The 16,459-nt window shown below is 67.3% G+C and carries 17 protein-coding genes and 1 tRNA gene; 11 read left to right on the plus strand and 7 right to left on the minus strand.

Annotated features, from left to right (window positions below; all coding sequences use genetic code 11):
• Positions 1–18 precede the first annotated feature (18 nt).
• Both BM417_RS19025 and BM417_RS19030 read right to left on the minus strand, forming a co-directional pair.
• Entirely contained in the window at positions 19–1,854 is a 1,836-nt protein-coding gene (locus tag BM417_RS19025) for an acyl-CoA dehydrogenase (protein WP_093595457.1), read from the minus strand.
• A gap of 151 nt (positions 1,855–2,005) precedes the next feature.
• Complete coding sequence (locus tag BM417_RS19030; protein ID WP_093595460.1) at positions 2,006–3,040, minus strand: FAD-dependent oxidoreductase; 1,035 nt, start codon at positions 3,038–3,040, stop codon at positions 2,006–2,008.
• Between the two features lie 80 nt (positions 3,041–3,120).
• Between BM417_RS19030 and BM417_RS19035 the strand changes: the two genes are divergently transcribed.
• On the plus strand, positions 3,121–3,699 hold the full coding sequence (locus tag BM417_RS19035) for a TetR/AcrR family transcriptional regulator (RefSeq protein WP_093595463.1): 579 nt from the start codon (positions 3,121–3,123) through the stop codon (positions 3,697–3,699).
• Here the strand turns inward: BM417_RS19035 and BM417_RS19040 are convergent.
• Positions 3,661–4,299 (minus strand): response regulator transcription factor, encoded by a 639-nt coding sequence (locus tag BM417_RS19040; protein WP_093596254.1) that lies wholly within the window; start codon positions 4,297–4,299, stop codon positions 3,661–3,663. The genes BM417_RS19035 and BM417_RS19040 overlap by 39 nt on opposite strands.
• 242 nt (positions 4,300–4,541) lie before the next feature.
• On the opposite strand from BM417_RS19040, the gene BM417_RS19045 reads away from it, so the two are divergent.
• Positions 4,542–6,050 (plus strand): sodium:solute symporter family protein, encoded by a 1,509-nt coding sequence (locus BM417_RS19045; protein ID WP_093595466.1) that lies wholly within the window; start codon positions 4,542–4,544, stop codon positions 6,048–6,050.
• Here the strand turns inward: BM417_RS19045 and BM417_RS19050 are convergent.
• Positions 6,010–6,372 (minus strand): hypothetical protein, encoded by a 363-nt coding sequence (locus BM417_RS19050; RefSeq protein ID WP_143138704.1) that lies wholly within the window; start codon positions 6,370–6,372, stop codon positions 6,010–6,012. The genes BM417_RS19045 and BM417_RS19050 overlap by 41 nt on opposite strands.
• A gap of 117 nt (positions 6,373–6,489) precedes the next feature.
• On the opposite strand from BM417_RS19050, the gene BM417_RS19055 reads away from it, so the two are divergent.
• Positions 6,490–6,906, plus strand: a complete 417-nt coding sequence (locus BM417_RS19055) for a hypothetical protein (RefSeq protein WP_093595472.1) — start codon at positions 6,490–6,492, stop codon at positions 6,904–6,906.
• Between the two features lie 195 nt (positions 6,907–7,101).
• Here BM417_RS19055 and BM417_RS19060 read toward each other — a convergent pair.
• Positions 7,102–7,175: transfer RNA gene (locus BM417_RS19060), tRNA-Gly, on the minus strand.
• A 94-nt stretch (positions 7,176–7,269) separates the two neighbouring features.
• On the opposite strand from BM417_RS19060, the gene dcd reads away from it, so the two are divergent.
• Positions 7,270–7,851 carry a dCTP deaminase gene (dcd, locus tag BM417_RS19065; protein ID WP_093595475.1) on the plus strand — a complete coding sequence of 194 codons (582 nt, stop codon included), beginning with the start codon at positions 7,270–7,272 and terminating at the stop codon, positions 7,849–7,851.
• Between the two features lie 16 nt (positions 7,852–7,867).
• On the opposite strand, the gene BM417_RS19070 is transcribed toward dcd, so the two are convergent.
• Positions 7,868–8,848, minus strand: coding sequence for a cation diffusion facilitator family transporter (locus BM417_RS19070; RefSeq protein ID WP_093595478.1), 981 nt, complete (start codon positions 8,846–8,848; stop codon positions 7,868–7,870).
• Positions 8,849–9,249: 401 nt separating this feature from the next.
• On the opposite strand from BM417_RS19070, the gene BM417_RS19075 reads away from it, so the two are divergent.
• From BM417_RS19075 to BM417_RS19085, 3 genes are all read left to right on the plus strand, one after another.
• A complete protein-coding gene (locus tag BM417_RS19075) occupies positions 9,250–9,801 on the plus strand; it encodes a MarR family winged helix-turn-helix transcriptional regulator (protein WP_093595481.1) in 552 nt (183 codons plus the stop codon).
• A 156-nt stretch (positions 9,802–9,957) separates the two neighbouring features.
• Positions 9,958–11,229 carry a hypothetical protein gene (locus BM417_RS19080; protein WP_093595484.1) on the plus strand — a complete coding sequence of 424 codons (1,272 nt, stop codon included), beginning with the start codon at positions 9,958–9,960 and terminating at the stop codon, positions 11,227–11,229.
• Between the two features lie 32 nt (positions 11,230–11,261).
• Positions 11,262–11,642: a phage holin family protein gene (locus BM417_RS19085; protein WP_093595487.1), complete on the plus strand. Its 381-nt coding sequence runs from the start codon at positions 11,262–11,264 to the stop codon at positions 11,640–11,642.
• Positions 11,643–11,702: 60 nt separating this feature from the next.
• On the opposite strand, the gene BM417_RS19090 is transcribed toward BM417_RS19085, so the two are convergent.
• On the minus strand, positions 11,703–13,916 hold the full coding sequence (locus BM417_RS19090) for a (Fe-S)-binding protein (RefSeq protein WP_093595490.1): 2,214 nt from the start codon (positions 13,914–13,916) through the stop codon (positions 11,703–11,705).
• A gap of 144 nt (positions 13,917–14,060) precedes the next feature.
• On the opposite strand from BM417_RS19090, the gene BM417_RS19095 reads away from it, so the two are divergent.
• The 4 genes from BM417_RS19095 (at position 14,061) to BM417_RS19110 (ending at position 16,455) form a co-directional block, all read left to right on the plus strand.
• The gene (locus BM417_RS19095; protein ID WP_093595493.1) at positions 14,061–14,384 is read left to right on the plus strand and encodes a DMT family transporter; all 324 of its coding nucleotides are present in this window, start codon (positions 14,061–14,063) and stop codon (positions 14,382–14,384) included.
• A gap of 14 nt (positions 14,385–14,398) precedes the next feature.
• Positions 14,399–14,971 carry a TetR/AcrR family transcriptional regulator gene (locus BM417_RS19100; RefSeq protein WP_093596257.1) on the plus strand — a complete coding sequence of 191 codons (573 nt, stop codon included), beginning with the start codon at positions 14,399–14,401 and terminating at the stop codon, positions 14,969–14,971.
• A 4-nt stretch (positions 14,972–14,975) separates the two neighbouring features.
• A complete protein-coding gene (locus BM417_RS19105; RefSeq protein WP_093595495.1) occupies positions 14,976–15,530 on the plus strand; it encodes a hypothetical protein in 555 nt (184 codons plus the stop codon).
• Positions 15,531–15,609: 79 nt separating this feature from the next.
• Positions 15,610–16,455, plus strand: a complete 846-nt coding sequence (locus tag BM417_RS19110) for a DUF4097 family beta strand repeat-containing protein (protein ID WP_143138705.1) — start codon at positions 15,610–15,612, stop codon at positions 16,453–16,455.
• The last annotated feature ends 4 nt before the right edge of the window (positions 16,456–16,459 follow it).

A 16,459-nucleotide genomic window follows, 5' to 3' on the forward strand; every position in this document is an offset into this window, starting at 1 on the left:
CCGTCGTCCTTGAGGTGCTTAGAAAGCGCTCTCGTCGATGTCCATCAGCGCGTTGTCCGTGGACTCGGCGATCTTGCGGCGAGAGGTGAGCTCCGGCAGCACGGTCTTCGCGAAGAACGACGCCACGGCGATCTTGCCCTCGTAGAACGCCTTGTCCTTGGCGGACGGCGTGCCACCGAGCTTCTCCAGCGCGACCTCGGCCTGGCGCAGCAGCAGCCAGCCGACGAGGACGTCACCCGCGGTCATCAGCAGACGGACCGAGTTCTGGCCGACCTTGTAGAGGTTGCGGACGTCCTCCTGCGAGGTGGTCAGGAACCCGACCAGCGCGCCGAGCATGCCCTGCAGGTCTTCGAGACCCTGCTTGAGCAGCGCCCGCTCCTCCTTCAGGCGACCGTTGCCGCCCTCGTTGTCGAGGAACTTCTGGATCTCGCCGTTGATGAACGTGAGCGCCTGGCCCTGGTCACGGATGATCTTCCGGAAGAAGAAGTCCAGCGACTGGATGGCCGTGGTGCCCTCGTACAGCGAGTCGATCTTCGCGTCGCGGATGTACTGCTCGATCGGGTACTCCTGCAGGAAGCCCGAACCGCCCAGCGTCTGCAACGACTGCGCCAGCTGCTCGTACGCGCGCTCGGAACCGACGCCCTTGACGATCGGCAGCAGCAGGTCGTTGACCTTCGCCGCCAGCTTCGCGTCGTCGCCGCCGAGCATCACCTTGTCCTGCTGCGTCGCGGTGTACAGGTACACGGCGCGCAGGCCCTCGGCGTACGCCTTCTGCAGCATCAGGCTGCGGCGGACGTCCGGGTGGTTGGTGATGGTGACGCGCGGAGCGGTCTTGTCCGTCATGCGCGTCAGGTCGGCGCTCTGCACGCGCTCCTTGGCGTAGGACAGCGCGTTCAGGTAGCCGGTCGACAGCGTCGCGATGGCCTTGGTGCCGACCATCATGCGGGCGTACTCGATGACGTCGAACATCTGCGCGATGCCGTCGTGCACCTCGCCCAGCAGCCAGCCCTTGGCGGGTACGCCGTGCTGGCCGAACGTCAGCTCGCACGTGGTGGACGCCTTGAGGCCCATCTTGTGCTCGACGTTGGTGACGAAGGCGCCGTTGCGCTCGCCCAGCTCACCGGACTCCGGGTCGAAGTGGAACTTCGGCACCAGGAAGAGCGACAGGCCCTTGGTGCCCGGCTTCGCCTCGACGCCTTCGCCCTCGGGACGCGCGAGCACCATGTGCATGATGTTCTCGGTCAGGTCCTGGTCGGCGGACGTGATGAAGCGCTTCACGCCGTCGATGTGCCAGGAGCCGTCCTCCTGCTTGAAGGCCTTGGTGCGGCCGGCGCCGACGTCGGAACCGGCGTCCGGCTCGGTCAGCACCATCGTGGCGCCCCAGCCGCGGTCGATCATCAGCTGCGCCCACTGCTTGTCGCGCTCGGTGCCGTTGTTGTAGACGACCGTCGCGAAGCTCGGACCAGCCAGGTACATGTAGACGGCCGGGTTAGCGCCGAGCAGCAGCTCGGACGCGGCCCAGGTGACCGACGGCGGGGTGCCGAAGCCGCCCAGCTCGTTCGGCAGGAACAGGCGGTACCACTCGCCGTCCCACACCGCCTGGTACGACTTCTTCAGCGACTCCGGCAGGGTGGCCGAGTGCGTCGCCGGGTCGAACACCGGCGGGTTGCGGTCGGCGTCGACGAAGGAGTCCCCCAGGACACCCTCCGCGAGGTTCTTCACCTCGGCCAGCACGCTGCGCGCCGTGTCCTCGTCGGACTGCTCGAACGGCCCCGTGCCGAGGTGGTCCTGCACGTTGAAGACCTCGAACAGGTTGAACTCGAGATCCCGGACGTTGCTCTTGTAGTGGCCCATCTCGTCAGCTCACTCCTCAGGGTCGCGGCGGGGTCGCCTACTGACCGGTAACAACAGGGTATTACTCGACAGTAACCCCGGCAAGGCCGACCACCCACTGGTGGCGAAGTAGACAGTCCACCCAGCGGCCTGAATCGGGCATGAGGGCCGGTCAGACGTGTATCGGGCGCTCGCCGACCATCTGCAGCAGTGCGGGGTTCGTCCGCTCGGCGAAGCTCACCGAACGGGGCAACATGACAGATTCGTAGGCCCGCACCCCGTCTCGGACGCCATCCGCGGCGATTGCGAGCGCCAACTCGGCCGCGTCCTGCATGGCGAGGTTCGCCCCGACGCCCAGCGGAGGCTGGAGGTGGGCGGCGTCGCCGAGCAGCGTCACGCCCGGCGTGTGCTCCCAGACGTGGGGCACCGGCAGCGAGTACAGCGGGCGGCGGATCAGTTCGCCTTCGAGGAACGCCAGCAGCGACGGGTGCCAGCCCGCGTAGAGGTCCCTCAGTTCGGTGTTGGAGGGCTTCCAGTCCTCACGCGCGCGCAGGCACGCGTACGCGCGGATGTGATCGCCGCTGTTGCGCTGCGACCAGATCATCAGGCCGTCGCCGCCGGCGACCATCGTGCCCTGGCCGGTGAGGTCGAGCAGGCGTTCGTCGTTGTCGTGCCGGGTCTCGACGAACATCACGCCGGTGTACAGCGGCACGGCCGGTGACAGGGCCTGACGGACCCGTGACCAGGCGCCGTCCGCCCCGATGACCAGGTCGAACGTGGCGGTGGAGCCGTCCAGGAACGTGATCTCGCCGGGTTTCGCCGAGTCGATGCCGAGGCCCCAGGTGACGGTGCCGGGCGCGAGCGAGTCGAGCAGGAGCTGACGCAGCTGGCCGCGGTCGATCTCCGGCCGGAAGTCGCCCTCCGCCGGTTCGTGCTCGATCAACGCGGCGGTGGCGTGGTCGACCTTGCGCTGCTCCTGGCCCTCGAAGCGGGCGAGCGAGCGCCACTGCTCGAACAGTCCGGCGGCGCGCACGGCCTCCTGGCCGCTGTCGGCGTGCAGGTCGATGGTGCCGCCCTGCTGGCGGGCCTCCGGCGAGCTCTCCCGCTCGAAGACGGTGACGTTCTCGAAGCCGTGCAGCTGGAGAACGCGGGCACAGGTGAGGCCGCCGATGCCGGCCCCTGCGATGGCGATGCGTGGTGTGGTCATGCCTCCATGAAAGCGTATCGACTACAAAAGTGCAATCACTACACTTTTGAACTCAGTCAACTCTCAGTTAGGATCGGGCGGTGACCGAACTCGGCCGCCGCGAGCGCAAGAAGCTGCAGACCCGCCAGTCGATCTCGGACGCGGCGCTGGAGCTGTTCATGGCGCGCGGGTTCGACGACGTGGGCGTCAAGGAGATCGCCGACCGTGCGGACGTGTCGGTGACGACGCTGTTCAAGCACTTCCCGAGCAAGGAGTCGTTGCTCTTCGACGAGGACGAGGAGCAGAAGTCCGCGCTGCTCGGCGCGGTGCGCGACCGGCCTGCCGGCGCGTCGATCCCACAGGCGCTGCGAGATCACTTCGTGGAGGCGGCCAAGGGGCACGCCGACCACCCGCTGTTCGCCGACTTCCAGCATCTGGTGCGGTCGACGCCGGCGCTGCGGGCTTACGCGCACCGGATGTGGATGCGTCATCAGGAGGCTTTGGCGCAGGTCATCGCCGCGGACATCGGCGTGCCCGAGGACGACGTGAGGTGCGCGGCGCTGGCCCGGTTCGCCCTGGAGGCGCGGGACCTGATCTTCGATCAGCCCGACCGCGGCCGGGCGGCGGACGAGGTGTTCGGGCTACTCGAGCACGGCTGGGCGGCCGATCAGCAGTCCTGACCGGTAGGCGAGCGACACCGCGTGCGTCCGGTCGCGCGCGCTGAGCTTGCGCAGGATGCCCTTCACATGGGTCCGCACGGTCTCCACGGACAGGATCAGTTCGTTCGCGACCTGCTGGTTCTCCAGGCCGTCCGCGATGAGCGTGAGCACCTCGTACTCGCGCTTGGTCAGTGTCGGCCGTTCCTTCGGCCGCAGGTCGGGGTGCACGTACCCGCGCGAACGGAAGGTCTCGGCAATCACCCGGACGATCTGTTCCGGCTGGGCCGATCGCGGTACGACGCCTCGGACACCTGCCTCTAACGCGGTCGTCACGTAGTTCGCGTGCGAGTGCGCGTCGCGGACCAGCCCGATGATCAACAGGGTCGGGTCGCGCTCGACCAGCAGCCGGGCCACGTGGCCGACCGGGTCGAGCACGGAGTCGATGAGCAGCACGTCGGGACGCAGTCGTTCATGCAGGTGAACGGCAGCGTGCAGATCGCCGGTCGAACCGAGCCAGCGCAGGCCTGGGGTCCTCCTGATCAGGGCGGACAGGCCTTCGCGGTAGAGCGGCACGGGATCGATCAGCGCGACGCCGGGGGCAGGCCGGCTGGGCGGGAGCATCAGCACCTCCGTTCGTGCTTCCAGAGGAGTGACGTACTTCCCTCGGACGTGTGACGCGGAATAGTCGGTTCATGTGGATGAACAAGGGTCACGAATGTGATTCAAGACGGCCGAAGGTCTTCCGCCCCACCGCAACAGTCTCGTAAGACCTACGTCACATATCCCGTGCGGATGTGCCAGGTTCCGCCGCCATGAGGCCTGGTGCTCTCGCGGGCACACGTGTGTGCACGCAAGGAGGTCACATGGGCACCCTCGATTGGGTCGTGGTTGTCGGCTATTTCTTCGTGATGGTCGGGATCGGACTCTGGTCGCGCGGGCGGGTCCACAACATCGCCGACTTCTTCACGGCGGGCGGCAAGATGCCGTGGTGGTTGTCCGGCATCTCGCACCACATGTCGGGCTACAGCGCGGTCATGTTCGTCGCGTTCGCCTCTGAGGCGTACCGGCTAGGACTGACCGTCTACGTGTGGTGGTCATTGACGATCGGCATCGGCGTCGGCATCGGCGCGTTCCTGTTCGCACCGCGCTGGAACCGGTTGCGCTCGAAGCACGACGTCAAGTCGCCGCTCGAGTACCTGGCCAAGCGCTACAACGTGCCCACCCAGCAGGTGATGGCCTACGCGGGCGCGTTGCTCAAGGTCGTCGACATCGCCGCCAAGTGGGCGGCCGTCTCGATCCTGCTCCGCGGCTTCGCGGGTGTCCCGATCACCTGGGGCATCATCATCATCGGCGTGGTCACGATGATCTACTCCGTGCTCGGTGGCCTCTGGGCCGACGCGCTCACCGACTTCGGCCAGTTCATCATCCAGGCGGCCGCGGGTTTCGCGATGTTGTTCGCCGTCGCCGGCGCCCTCGGCTGGGACTTCCCCGTGACGATCTGGGACAAGCTCCCGGAGAGCCACAGCGACCCGCTGGCGGGCCCGTACACGTCGACGTTCCTCATGGCGCTCTTCCTGATCAAGACGCTGGAGTACAACGGCGGCATGTGGAACCTGGCGCAGCGCTACATGGCCGCGCCGTCCGGCTTCGCGGCCAAGCGGTCCGCGCTGCTCTCGTCCGCGCTGTGGCTCGTGTGGCCGCTCGTGCTGTTCTTCCCGATGTGGGCGGCGCCGCTGATCGTGCCGGGCCTCGAAGGGGCGCAGGCGGAGAACGCGTACATCGAGATGGGCAAGCAGATGCTGCCCGCGGGCATGATCGGCCTGGTGCTGGCCGGCTTCTTCTCGCACACCATGGCCATGGTGTCGTCGGACGCGAACGTCATCGCCGCTGTCATCAACCGCGACATGCTGCCCCACCTGTGGAAGAAGGTGAAGACGTTCTCGGCGGACAACCAGTTGCTGCTGGCCCGGATAACGACGTTCACCTTCATCGGCGTCAGCATGATCATCGCGATCGCCTCCGGAGGCCAGGGCTTCGTGCTCAAGGTGGTGGTCGACCTGGTCGCCGCCACGATGGGCCCGATCGCGATCCCGCTGATGCTCGGCCTGCTGCCGTGGTTCCGCAAGGTCGGTTCGACGGCGGCGATCGCCTCGGTGGTCGGCGGCCTGGGCATGTGGGCGTTCCTGTACATCGAGCAGATGAACAAGGCCGCCTGGGTCACCAAGGGCGTGCTCGTGTCGTGGCCGCTGATGCTGTCGCTGGTGCTCTACCTGTCGATCGGCTTCCTGAAGAAGGAGCCCTCCACCGAGCGCGACATCCTGCTCGACTCGCTCAACTCGGATGAACCTGAATCGGAGAAGGTGAAGGCGTAACCCGTTCGTTCTTCATGATCCTCGCGGCGGCGCACCCGAACAGGGTCGCCGCCGCGAGCCACACGTAGGGCATCGGCGTACCGGTGTAGGTCTGCGCCGTGGACGCGAGAACCACCGTCGCACCAGCGACCAGTCCGGTCGTCTGCGTCACCGGGAACTGACTCTTCAGCACCGTGACGACCGCGACGGGCACGAGCAGGAAGCCATAGGCGAGCACACGCGTGAGCAGGTTGGCGTGCTCGGCGATCTCGTACTGGAGCGCGGGCAGCGCGAGCACCGTGAGAACCACGCCCAGAGCCAGCCCGACAGCGAGACTCTTCACGCTCTGTCCTTGCCAGGAACGCGTCATGCGCTACAAGACGCATGTGTGACCTGATGGTTGCCGTGGCGTGCGTCATCGTCACGAGACTCTTCCCTGCCGCCCATGCACAGTGGATGCATGGGTAAGTGGTCTCCTTCAGACGACGCGGAACTCGCCACGGGCTGGCGGCTCTGGCTGGAGCTGAGCGACCGCGTGTGGCCGGACCCGTCGTGGGACGGCACACCGGCCGACGCCATCCGCCAGGTCCGTTCGCTGCTCGCGGTCTGCGAAGAGATCCGGCTCTCCTACCTGGCCGAGTCGATGCGGCCTTCCACCGCTCTTTTGCAGCTGCTGCAGTCGATGTCGTTCGTCGCTTCGTTCGCCGTCGATCTGTGGCACGACGACACGCACCCGTTGGACGTGGAGCGCGCCGAACTCCTGCACGGCGACCTGGCGTCGTTCGCAGACCACGTCGCCGGGGTGCGGGCGGCTCTCGCACGTGGTGGTGGCTGGGTGGAACTGGACCGCCGCCCGTGGGGCCTGCCCGTCGACTAGCCGGCCTGTTGCGTTTCCAGGCGTGCGGTGACTGCCTGAACCAGCGCCTTCGAGTGCGGCTCGTCACGGGAAGCCCATGGTGACGCGGGCCGATGGCCTGCGGAAAGTAGTGGTCCCCCAAGCGCCGAAGCTGGCCCGGCGCGGATCTGCCTGACCCCAGAAACGACGAAAGCCCTCACGTGGAGGGCTTTCGGGTGGAGCGGGTGACGGGAATCGAACCCGCCTCTACAGCTTGGGAAGCTGTCGTTCTACCAATGAACTACACCCGCAGGATCAAGCTCGTCGCCGATCATACACAGAGCGGCCACGTGACGTCTCACGGTGCTGGCTCGCCAACGACGCCAACTCGGTTAGCCTGTCCCGGTGCTGCTGAGTGACCAGGATCTGCGCAAAGAGGTCGAGTCCGGCCGACTCGCTCTCGACCCCTTCGACGTCGAGATGCTTCAGCCGTCGAGCATCGACGTGCGGCTGGACCGGTTCTTCCGGGTCTTCAACAACACCAAGTACACCCACATCGATCCCTCGCAGCAGCAGGACGAGCTGACGAGTCTGGTCGAGACGCCCGAGGGTGAGCAGTTCGTGTTGCACCCCGGCGAGTTCGTGCTCGGGTCGACCTACGAGATGGTGACGCTGCCGGACGATCTGGCCGGGCGGCTCGAAGGCAAGTCCAGCCTCGGCCGGCTCGGGCTGCTGACGCACTCCACCGCGGGGTTCATCGACCCCGGCTTCTCCGGCCACATCACGCTGGAGCTGTCGAACGTCGCGAACCTGCCCATCACGCTGCACCCCGGCATGAAGATCGGGCAGCTGTGCCTGTTCAAGCTGTCGAGCCCGGCGGAGCACCCGTACGGCTCGAAGCAGGCCGGCAGCCGGTACCAGGGGCAGCGCGGGCCCACGCCCAGCCGCGCCTACCTGAACTTCAGCCGCACGGACACGCGCCGCTAGTCCAGGTCCCGCGCCGCTAGCCCAGGTCCCCGTAGCGCTCCAGCACGCGGCGCCGCAGTTCCGGGTCGGTCCGCGGGACGGGCTCCAGGAAGATCTCGTCGAGGTCCGGGAACTCCGCGCGCAGTTCTGCGGAGATGCGCACGCAGGCGTCTTCCAGCTGGTGGGCCGTCAGGGCGTCGTCGAAGTCCAGTCGTGCGCACAGCAGGACGCGGTCGGTGCCGATGAGCATCGTCAGGATGTCCACGACGGCGTCGACCTCGGGTACTTCGCCCAGCCTGCGCCAGATCGCCTTCACCATCACCGGGTCCGCCTGCCGTCCGATCAGCAGCCCGCGGTTGGTGCGGGCCAGTACGTAGGCCACCGACGCCAGCAGCACTCCGATCGCGAGTGACGCGAGGCCGTCCCACAGCGACGAGCCGGTCAGCTGGTGCAGGCCGAGTCCCGCGAACGCGAGCAGCAGGCCTACGAGGGCGGCCGAGTCCTCCAGGAAGACGGTCTTGACGGTCGGGTCGTCGGACACGCGCAGGAAGTCCCAGAAGCCGCGGCCGTGCGCGGCGGACTCGGAGCGGACCTGCCGGAACGCTTGCGTCCACGAGACGGACTCGAGCACGAACGCCAGGCCCAGCACGATGTAGCCGACCAGCGGGCGGGTCTGTTCTTCCGGCTCGCCGAAGACCGTGCGGAAGCCTTCGTAGAACGCGAACATCGCGCCCGAGGCGAAGATCGAGACCGCGGCCAGCAGCGACCAGAAGTAGCGCTCCTTGCCGTAGCCGAACGGGTGGCGGCGGTCGGCTGGGCGGTCCGAGCGGCGCAGAGCGGTCAGCAGGAGTGCCTCGGTGAACGTGTCTGCCACCGAGTGAGCTGCTTCGGAGAGAATTGCGGCTGAACCGGTCAAAACGCCCGCAACGGCCTTCATGATTGCAATCGCCAGATTGACCAGCAGGGCCAGTACGACGGTGAGGGTGCTTTCGCCGGAGGCCTGCGGCTTCTCGCTCATGACGATCAGCTTAGGGCGGCGGGCGTACGCGCACCTGCTGCGACAGGACATGGGGAACGTCCGGGAAATCGGCTGAAGAATGCGCGGCCTCCTGATGTGTGAAATGTTCCCGGGGACGTAAATGAGTACCGAGATTCGTGCTGACGGGATGCGTCAGGACGACGAGCCCGGAGCCGAGGACGACAGCGGGTGCACGGTCGGCTTCGGCGTCCGCACCGCGTGATCGTTACTGCATTCGAGTGACATTCGGCGGTCAGGGCAACATCCAGACGCCCTGACGTGTCTTAAGGCTGGGATCTGCTCCGGGGGGGACGCTGATCACCAGGGGGTAAGACGGAACGGCCCGCGTCCGGGGGAGAGACGCGGGCCGTTCTGCATGCGGGCGCAACTACCATCGTGGGATGGGCAAGCGTGGTGCGGACGACACCGATGCCGAGGTCGAGTCGTGGAGGGCCATGGTTCCGGCGATCGATCCGGTAGTCGAAGGCGTGGTCGACCGGGTGCACCAGATCAGCAAGTACCTCGACTTCCTCGCCACGGAGATCGCCGCGCCGCACGGGCTCAACCGCGCCGACTACGAGATCCTCGCCCGGCTCTTCTGGATCGGGCCGCCGCACCGGCTCACGCCCAAGCAGCTCGCGAACGGCACGCTGAGCCCGGCCACCACGATCACGAGCCGTCTCGACCGGCTGGAGAAGGCGGGCCTCGTCGTCCGCGAGCTCGACCCGAGCGACCGCCGGTCGTTGCCCGCGACGCTGACCGACGCCGGCCGCGAGATCTTCCTGCGGATCGTCGCGGGCCAGGCCGAACGGGAGCGCGACCTCTTCACCGCGCTGCCGGGTGGTGACCTGGAGAACCTGCGCGACCTGCTGCGTCAGGTGATGGAGGTGCTGTCCGGCGAACTGGGGCCCGCGCACCGTCGCACGAGGCTCGCGCTCGACGGCAAGGAGTAATTGCTACGAACTCGTACTATCCGATATCGTGCTAACTGCATGAGAGGGAGGGGTGCGAGATGGGTGGCTATCCGCTGTCCGAGTGACCGGTATCACGCAACGCTGATCCCCGGCGTTCCGATGTCCTAAGTGGAGCAATCGAACGCTGGGGGATCAGTGAAGAAGTTCTTCGCCGTCGCGATGACGGCCGCCCTCGTGCTGCCCGCTGTGGCCACTTCCGCCGCCGCGCAGGACGAGACGATCACCATCGAAGGCCTGTTCTTCGTCGACCGCAACGGCGACAACGCCTTCACCGCCGGCGAGACCGTCAGGGCCGGCAGCCCCGGCGTCGCCATCAGCGTCCAGGGCACCGGCGAGAAGGTCGGCACGTTTCCGACCGGCGCGGACGGCAAGTACAAGGCCGTTCTGCCGAAGGGGCCGAAGTACGAGATCGACATCATGGAGCTGGACTACTCGTACACCAGGCTGGGGTACGTCACGGAGGAGTCGAAGGCGGACGCCGACTTCGCGCTGCGCGGACTCTTCCTCAACGGCTTCACCTTCGTCGACGCCAACGGCGACGGCGTGAAGCAGGCCGACGAGAAGACGCACGGCGCCAAGGTCAAGGTCACCGGCAAGGCGAACTCCGGTGCCGACGTCAACGTGGAGACCACGGCCGGCTCGGACGGCGCCTACCTGCTCGACCTCCCGCTGGCCGACCTGACCGTCACCGCGCCGGACCTCACGGCGGCCAAGCTGACGCTGGCCGAGCCGAAGTCCGCCCACGACGTCGACTGGCTGACCGGCACGCGCGCGGTCGCGCCCCAGGGTGGCGACCGCGACGTGCGGATCGACCTGCGCTACGTGGAGGCCAAGGCCGACATGGCGCTCGCCTCCGCGATCACGCCGGTCAAGGACACCTACACCATCGGTGACCAGATCGACCTCAAGCTGACGCTCTCCAACAAGGGCAACGTGCCGGTGGCGCCGACCTTCGTCCTGGGCAGCTTCTCCGCGAAGCTCTTGTCCCACAGCGACAACGTGACGCTGCGGCCGGGCACCGACGAGGACTTCACCGTCAACGACAAGATCCTGCCCGGCAAGCAGGCCGAGGTGACTCTCAAGATCGAGCTGAACGACGTCACGTACACCGAGGTGCACGCCATGACGCGCTTCGGCTTCGGTCGCCTGCCGGACGTCGACCGCAAGAACAACGTGGTCAGCACGAAGATCAAGGTCGTGGAGAAGGGCGCGGAGACCACCACGCCGACCACGACGGAGACGACCGCCGCGCCGACCACCACGACCACCCCGGCCGTGGCCAAGGCGGGCAACAAGTCCGGCCTCGCGTCGACCGGTGCCTCACCGCTGGGCTTCCTCGCCCTCGGTTCGCTGCTGCTCGCGGCAGGCGTGGGAGCGTTCTTCGTGGCGCGCCGCCGCCGGTCCTGACCACTTAGGACCCGTCACGGTTAGTCTGCGGCATGGGCATCTTGGTGCAAGTGCTGCTGACTGCCGTGGCGGTCTGGGTGTCGACCGCCCTCCCGGGCATCGACCTGGGCGAGGGCTCCACGGGGTCGAGGATCCTCACGCTGATCGGCGTCGCGGTGATCTTCGGCCTGGTCAACGCGATCGTGAAGCCGCTCGTGAAGTTCTTCGGCTGCCTGTTCTACCTGGTGACGCTCGGCCTGATCGGGCTCGTGGTGAACGCGCTGCTGTTCATGCTCACCGGGTGGCTGGCCGAGCAGCTCGACCTGCCGTTCCGCGTCGACGGCTTCTGGCCCGCGTTCTGGGGCGCGATCATCGTCGCCCTGACCGGCTGGGTGCTGAACGTGGTCTACGACAAGGTCACCGACAACGACTGACACACCAACGAGAAAGGCCCTCGGTCCACAACGGACCGAGGGCCTTTCTCTTGCCTGAACTCAGACGCTCGCGTCTTCCGCGGCCGGTTGGCCCCGCTTCACGGACTCCAGCAGCATCTGCGCCACGTCCACGACCTCGACGTGCGCCCCGGCCTGGCCGTCGGCCTGACGCGCGGTCACGCCGTCGGTCAGCATCACGCGGCAGAACGGGCAGCCGGTCGCGATCTTCGACGGCGCGGTGGACAACGCCTCGTCCACGCGGTCGACGTTGATGCGCTTGCCGATCCGCTCCTCCATCCACATGCGGGCGCCACCGGCACCACAGCACATGGAGCGTTCCTCGTGCCGCGGCATCTCGCGCAGCTTCGCGCCGGACGCCCCGATCAGCTCACGCGGTGCCTCGTAGACCTTGTTGTGCCGGCCCAGGTAGCACGGGTCGTGGTACGTGACGTCCTCGGTGACCGGCGCGACCGGTACCAGACGGCGTTCGCGCACCAGCTTGTTCAGCAACTGCGTGTGGTGCACGACCTCGTACGTGCCACCGACCTGCGGGTACTCGTTGGCCAGGGTGTTGAAGCAGTGCGCGCACGTCACGACGATCTTGCGCTGGCCCACCGGCCGGTCCTCGAACACCGAGTTGAGCACCTCGACGTTCTGCTGCGCGAGCATCTGGAACAGGAACTCGTTGCCGGCGCGGCGAGCCGGGTCACCGGTGCAGGTCTCCTCCGGGCCGAGCACCGTGTACTTCACGCCCGCGGTGTGCAGCAGTTCGGCGACGGCACGCGTCGTCTTCTTCGCGCGGTCCTCGTACGCACCGGCGCAGCCGACCCAGAACAGGTACTCCGCGTCGCCCAGTTCGCCGTCGAACACCGGCACCTCGAACTCGAGGCCCTCGGTCCACGCCAGGCGGTCCTTGGAGTTCTGGCCCCACGGGTTGCCCTTGTTCTCCAGGTTCTTGAACATGCCGCCGAGCTCGGACGGGAAGTTCGACTCGATCAGCACCTGGTAGCGGCGCATGTCGACGATGTGGTCGACGTGCTCGATGTCGACCGGGCACTGCTCGACGCACGCGCCGCAGGTCGTGCAGGACCACAGCACCTCGGGGTCGATGACGCCCAGCTCGTCGGGGCCGCCGACCAGCGGGCGCTCCGACTCGGCCATCGCCAGCACGTCGATGGACTCGAGGCGCTTCTTGTAGTCCTCGTACTTGTCCTCGGTGAGGCCGACCTCGTCGCCCGCCATGTCCCGTGAGCCACCGGCCAGCAGGTAGGGCGCCTTGGCGTACATGTGGTCGCGCAGCTGAGTGATGACCAGCTTGGGGGACAACGGCTTGCCGGTGTTCCAGGCGGGGCACTGCGACTGGCAGCGGCCGCACTCGGTGCAGGTGGAGAAGTCGAGAACGCCCTTCCAGGTGAAGTCCTCGACCTTGCCGACGCCGAACACGTCCTTGTCCGGGTCGGCCTCCTCGAGATCGAGGACCTTGCCGCCGGACATCATCGGCTTCAGCGCGCCCAGAGCGACGCCGCCGTCGTCCTCGCGCTTGAAGTAGATGTTGAAGAACGCCGAGAACCGGTGCCAGGCAACGCCCATCGTGAGGTTCCGGCCGACCACGATCAGCCAGATCATGCCGCTCAGCAGCTTGACCAGCGCCATCACCGACACCCAGATGGGCGCGGACGGAAGGATCTGCGCGAGCGGCTGCGTCACGAACGACGTCCACAGCGGAGCGACCTCCAGGCCGCTCGACTGCTTGAACGCCTTGACCAGCAGGATGCCGACGCCCTCGATGATCACGACGGCCTCGACGAAGTACGCGGACTTGAAGTCGGAACCCTGGAAGCGGGAGAGCCGGTCGGCGCGGCGCGGGTGGTTGCGCTGGCGGATGACCGCCAGGGCGACACCACCGACGACGGTGCCGAGGCCCAGCAGTTCGACCAGCAGCAGCCAGACCGACCACGTGCCGATGATCGGCCAGTGGAAGTGCGGGTCGAACACCTCGCCGTACGCCTCGAACAGCACCGCGGACCCGATGAGGAAGCCCCACATCACCATCCAGTGCCACGGGGCGACCGAACGGAACTTCGCCATTCTGGTGTGCGCGACGAACTCGACGATCATCGTCTTCAGGCGCGGCACGAACGGCCCGAACCGGGTGCCGTCCGGCTGGCCGAGCCGGATGATCTTGATCTGCTTCAGCACGGCGGCGACGAACACGCCCCAGGCGACGACGCTCACCGCCACGGCGACGAGTCCGAGAACCAGCTGGAGGGTCATGGCGGGATTCTAGGCCACGTTACTGATCAGTAACCACTTGGACGTGGCCGGTGTCTCCTCACGTACCGGTCAAGTATCCGGAAATTGATCAAAAACTTGTGGAACACTTGTTCAGGTAGTTGTCCTGAGCAGCCGGAGGTCGCCGTGTTGTACCTGTATCTCGCCGCGGCGATCGTGGGAGAGATCGCCGCCACCGTGTCGTTGAAGCTGTCCGACGGCTTCAGCAGACTGTGGCCGTCGGCGGTTGTCGTCGTCGGATACGCCATCGCCTTCACCGCACTTTCGCGCGCGTTGAAGTTGGGTATGCCCGTGGGCGTCGCTTACGCCGTATGGTCCGCTATCGGCGTTGCAGCAGTCGCGATCATCGGCTGGAAGTTCCTCGGCGAAACCCTCAACCCCACGATGGTCATCGGCCTGGTCCTGATCATCGGAGGCGTGGTGACGCTCGAACTCGGGAGGACGCACTGACCGCGGTAGCAGACATCCAGAAGGTCGACGGCCGCAAGGCGCGCGGCGAGAAGAAGCGCCGCGCGATCGTCGAGGCCACCTTGCGCGTGATCGAACGCGAGGGCGTCGCGGGCGTGACGCATCGCAGCGTCGCCAGGGAAGCCGGTGTGCCCACGACGGCACCCACCTACTACTTCGCCACGCTCGACGACCTGTTGATCGCCACGCTGGTGTGGTCGGCCGAGTCGCTGTGCGACGACATGCTGAAGATCGTCGCGAGCGGCGGCACCGCCCGTGAGATCGCGAGCAGCCTCGCGAAGGCCGTCAACGAGAACCGCGGCCGCACGCTCGCCGAGTACGAGCTGTACCTGCTGGCGGGCAGGCGTCCCGAGCTGAAGCCCGCCGCGCGCCGGTGGCTCGACCTGGCCGTGGAGGTCGTGCGGCCGGAGGATCCCGTCGCGTTCCGGGCGTTCCTCGCGGCCATCGACGGACTGCTGATGCAGGGCCTGATCGCCGACGTTGCTCCGAACGAGGACGAGCTGGAGCCAATCGTGTCCTTCTTGATCCGCGGTCGCGACGAATTCACGGCCGCGCCGCGGGAACAATGAAGTCATGAGGTTCGCGCGAGAGGTGTCCGGCATCAGCCACGGGGTGAGCCTGGGGCTGCTCGCCGCGCTGTACGTGCGCGACTCGCTGGCGTTGTCGGTCGACGTCGAGCCGCACGTGCCAGGCCTGGAGCCGTCGTTGCCCGTGCAGGTGCCGCTGGGCACCGACCGCGCCGCCGTGACCGCCGAGTGGCCCGGCTGGTGGGCCGACGCGCTGGACGCCTGCAGGCGCGGCGCCGAGCCCGCGCTGCCCGAGGACGCCGAGGCGTTGCTGACCAGGCCGGCCAGCCGTGCCGTGGTGCTCGCGCTGAAGCCGGGCATCGAGCAGCTGCACCGGGTGCAGAGCCCGGCGGCGTTGCCGATAGGAGACGTGCTGCGCGGCATCGAGTCGCGCATCGGCCGGTGGGCGCAGAGCGTGGAGCTGCACATCGCCGAGGTGCCGGTCGAGGGCCTGCTGTGGGAACGCATCGCGCCCGCGCACGTGCTGGCGTCGACGAGGTTCCTGAACGACCCGGCGCGCACCGCTCCGGCGTTGCGCGCGGTGCTCGAGGATCTCGTCTGACTAGGTAGGGAGAACCCCACCCCGCCTTCGGGGGCTTGCTGCCGTGTAGCTGAGTCCCGCCACCTCTAGTTTTGTGCTCATGATGAGGACGGCGCTGGTGGCGTTGGTGACGGGGGCGGTGCTCACAGGGCTCACGGCCTGTGGCGGCATCCGCATCATGAAGTACGAGTTCCAGGACGACCACGTCGTCGCTGAGAAGTTCACGTCGGTCAAGGTCCGCAGCGACCAGGACTCGGGGGACGTGACGATCCGGTACCAGCAGGGCCTGACCGAGACCAAGGTCCACCGCAGGGTCGAGCACAACAAGGACAACAAGCCCTCCGGTGTCGCGCACCGCATCGAGGGCAACACGCTGGTGCTGGACGGCTGCGGCAACGACTGCGAGATCAACTACGAGGTCCTGGTCCCGGCCGCGGACATCACGGTGGTCGGTGACATCGGCTCGGGTGACGCGACCGTCGAGGGGCTGGCCTCCGTCGACTTCAGGACCGGCTCCGGCAGGGTCATCGCCCGTGACATCGCGGGGGACGTCAAGGTGAAGACCGGATCCGGCAACTTCGAGGGGGCCAGGATCGGTGGCGCCGTCACGGCGGACATGGGGTCCGGCCGGATCCAGCTGGACGCGATCAAGGGCAAGGCGCTGCTCGGCACCGGTTCCGGGGAGATCGACGGCACCTCGATGGAGAACGAGGTGATCGCGAACGCCGACTCCGGGGGGATCAGGCTGACGTTGTCGGCGGCGAAGTCCGTGCGCGCCACCACCGGGTCCGGCGACATCACCGTCCGGGTGCCGGGTGGTCCGTTCAAGATCGTCGGTTCGTCGGGCAGCGGTGAGCGCGCGATCCACGTTCCGACCGATCCGGGTGCGCCGCTCGAGCTCAACCTCAACGCGGGATCGGGGGACGTGCAGGTGCTCGCGGCCTGAGGTT

This window comes from Lentzea waywayandensis, from assembly GCF_900115955.1.
Classification (GTDB): Bacteria; Actinomycetota; Actinomycetes; order Mycobacteriales; family Pseudonocardiaceae; genus Lentzea; species Lentzea waywayandensis.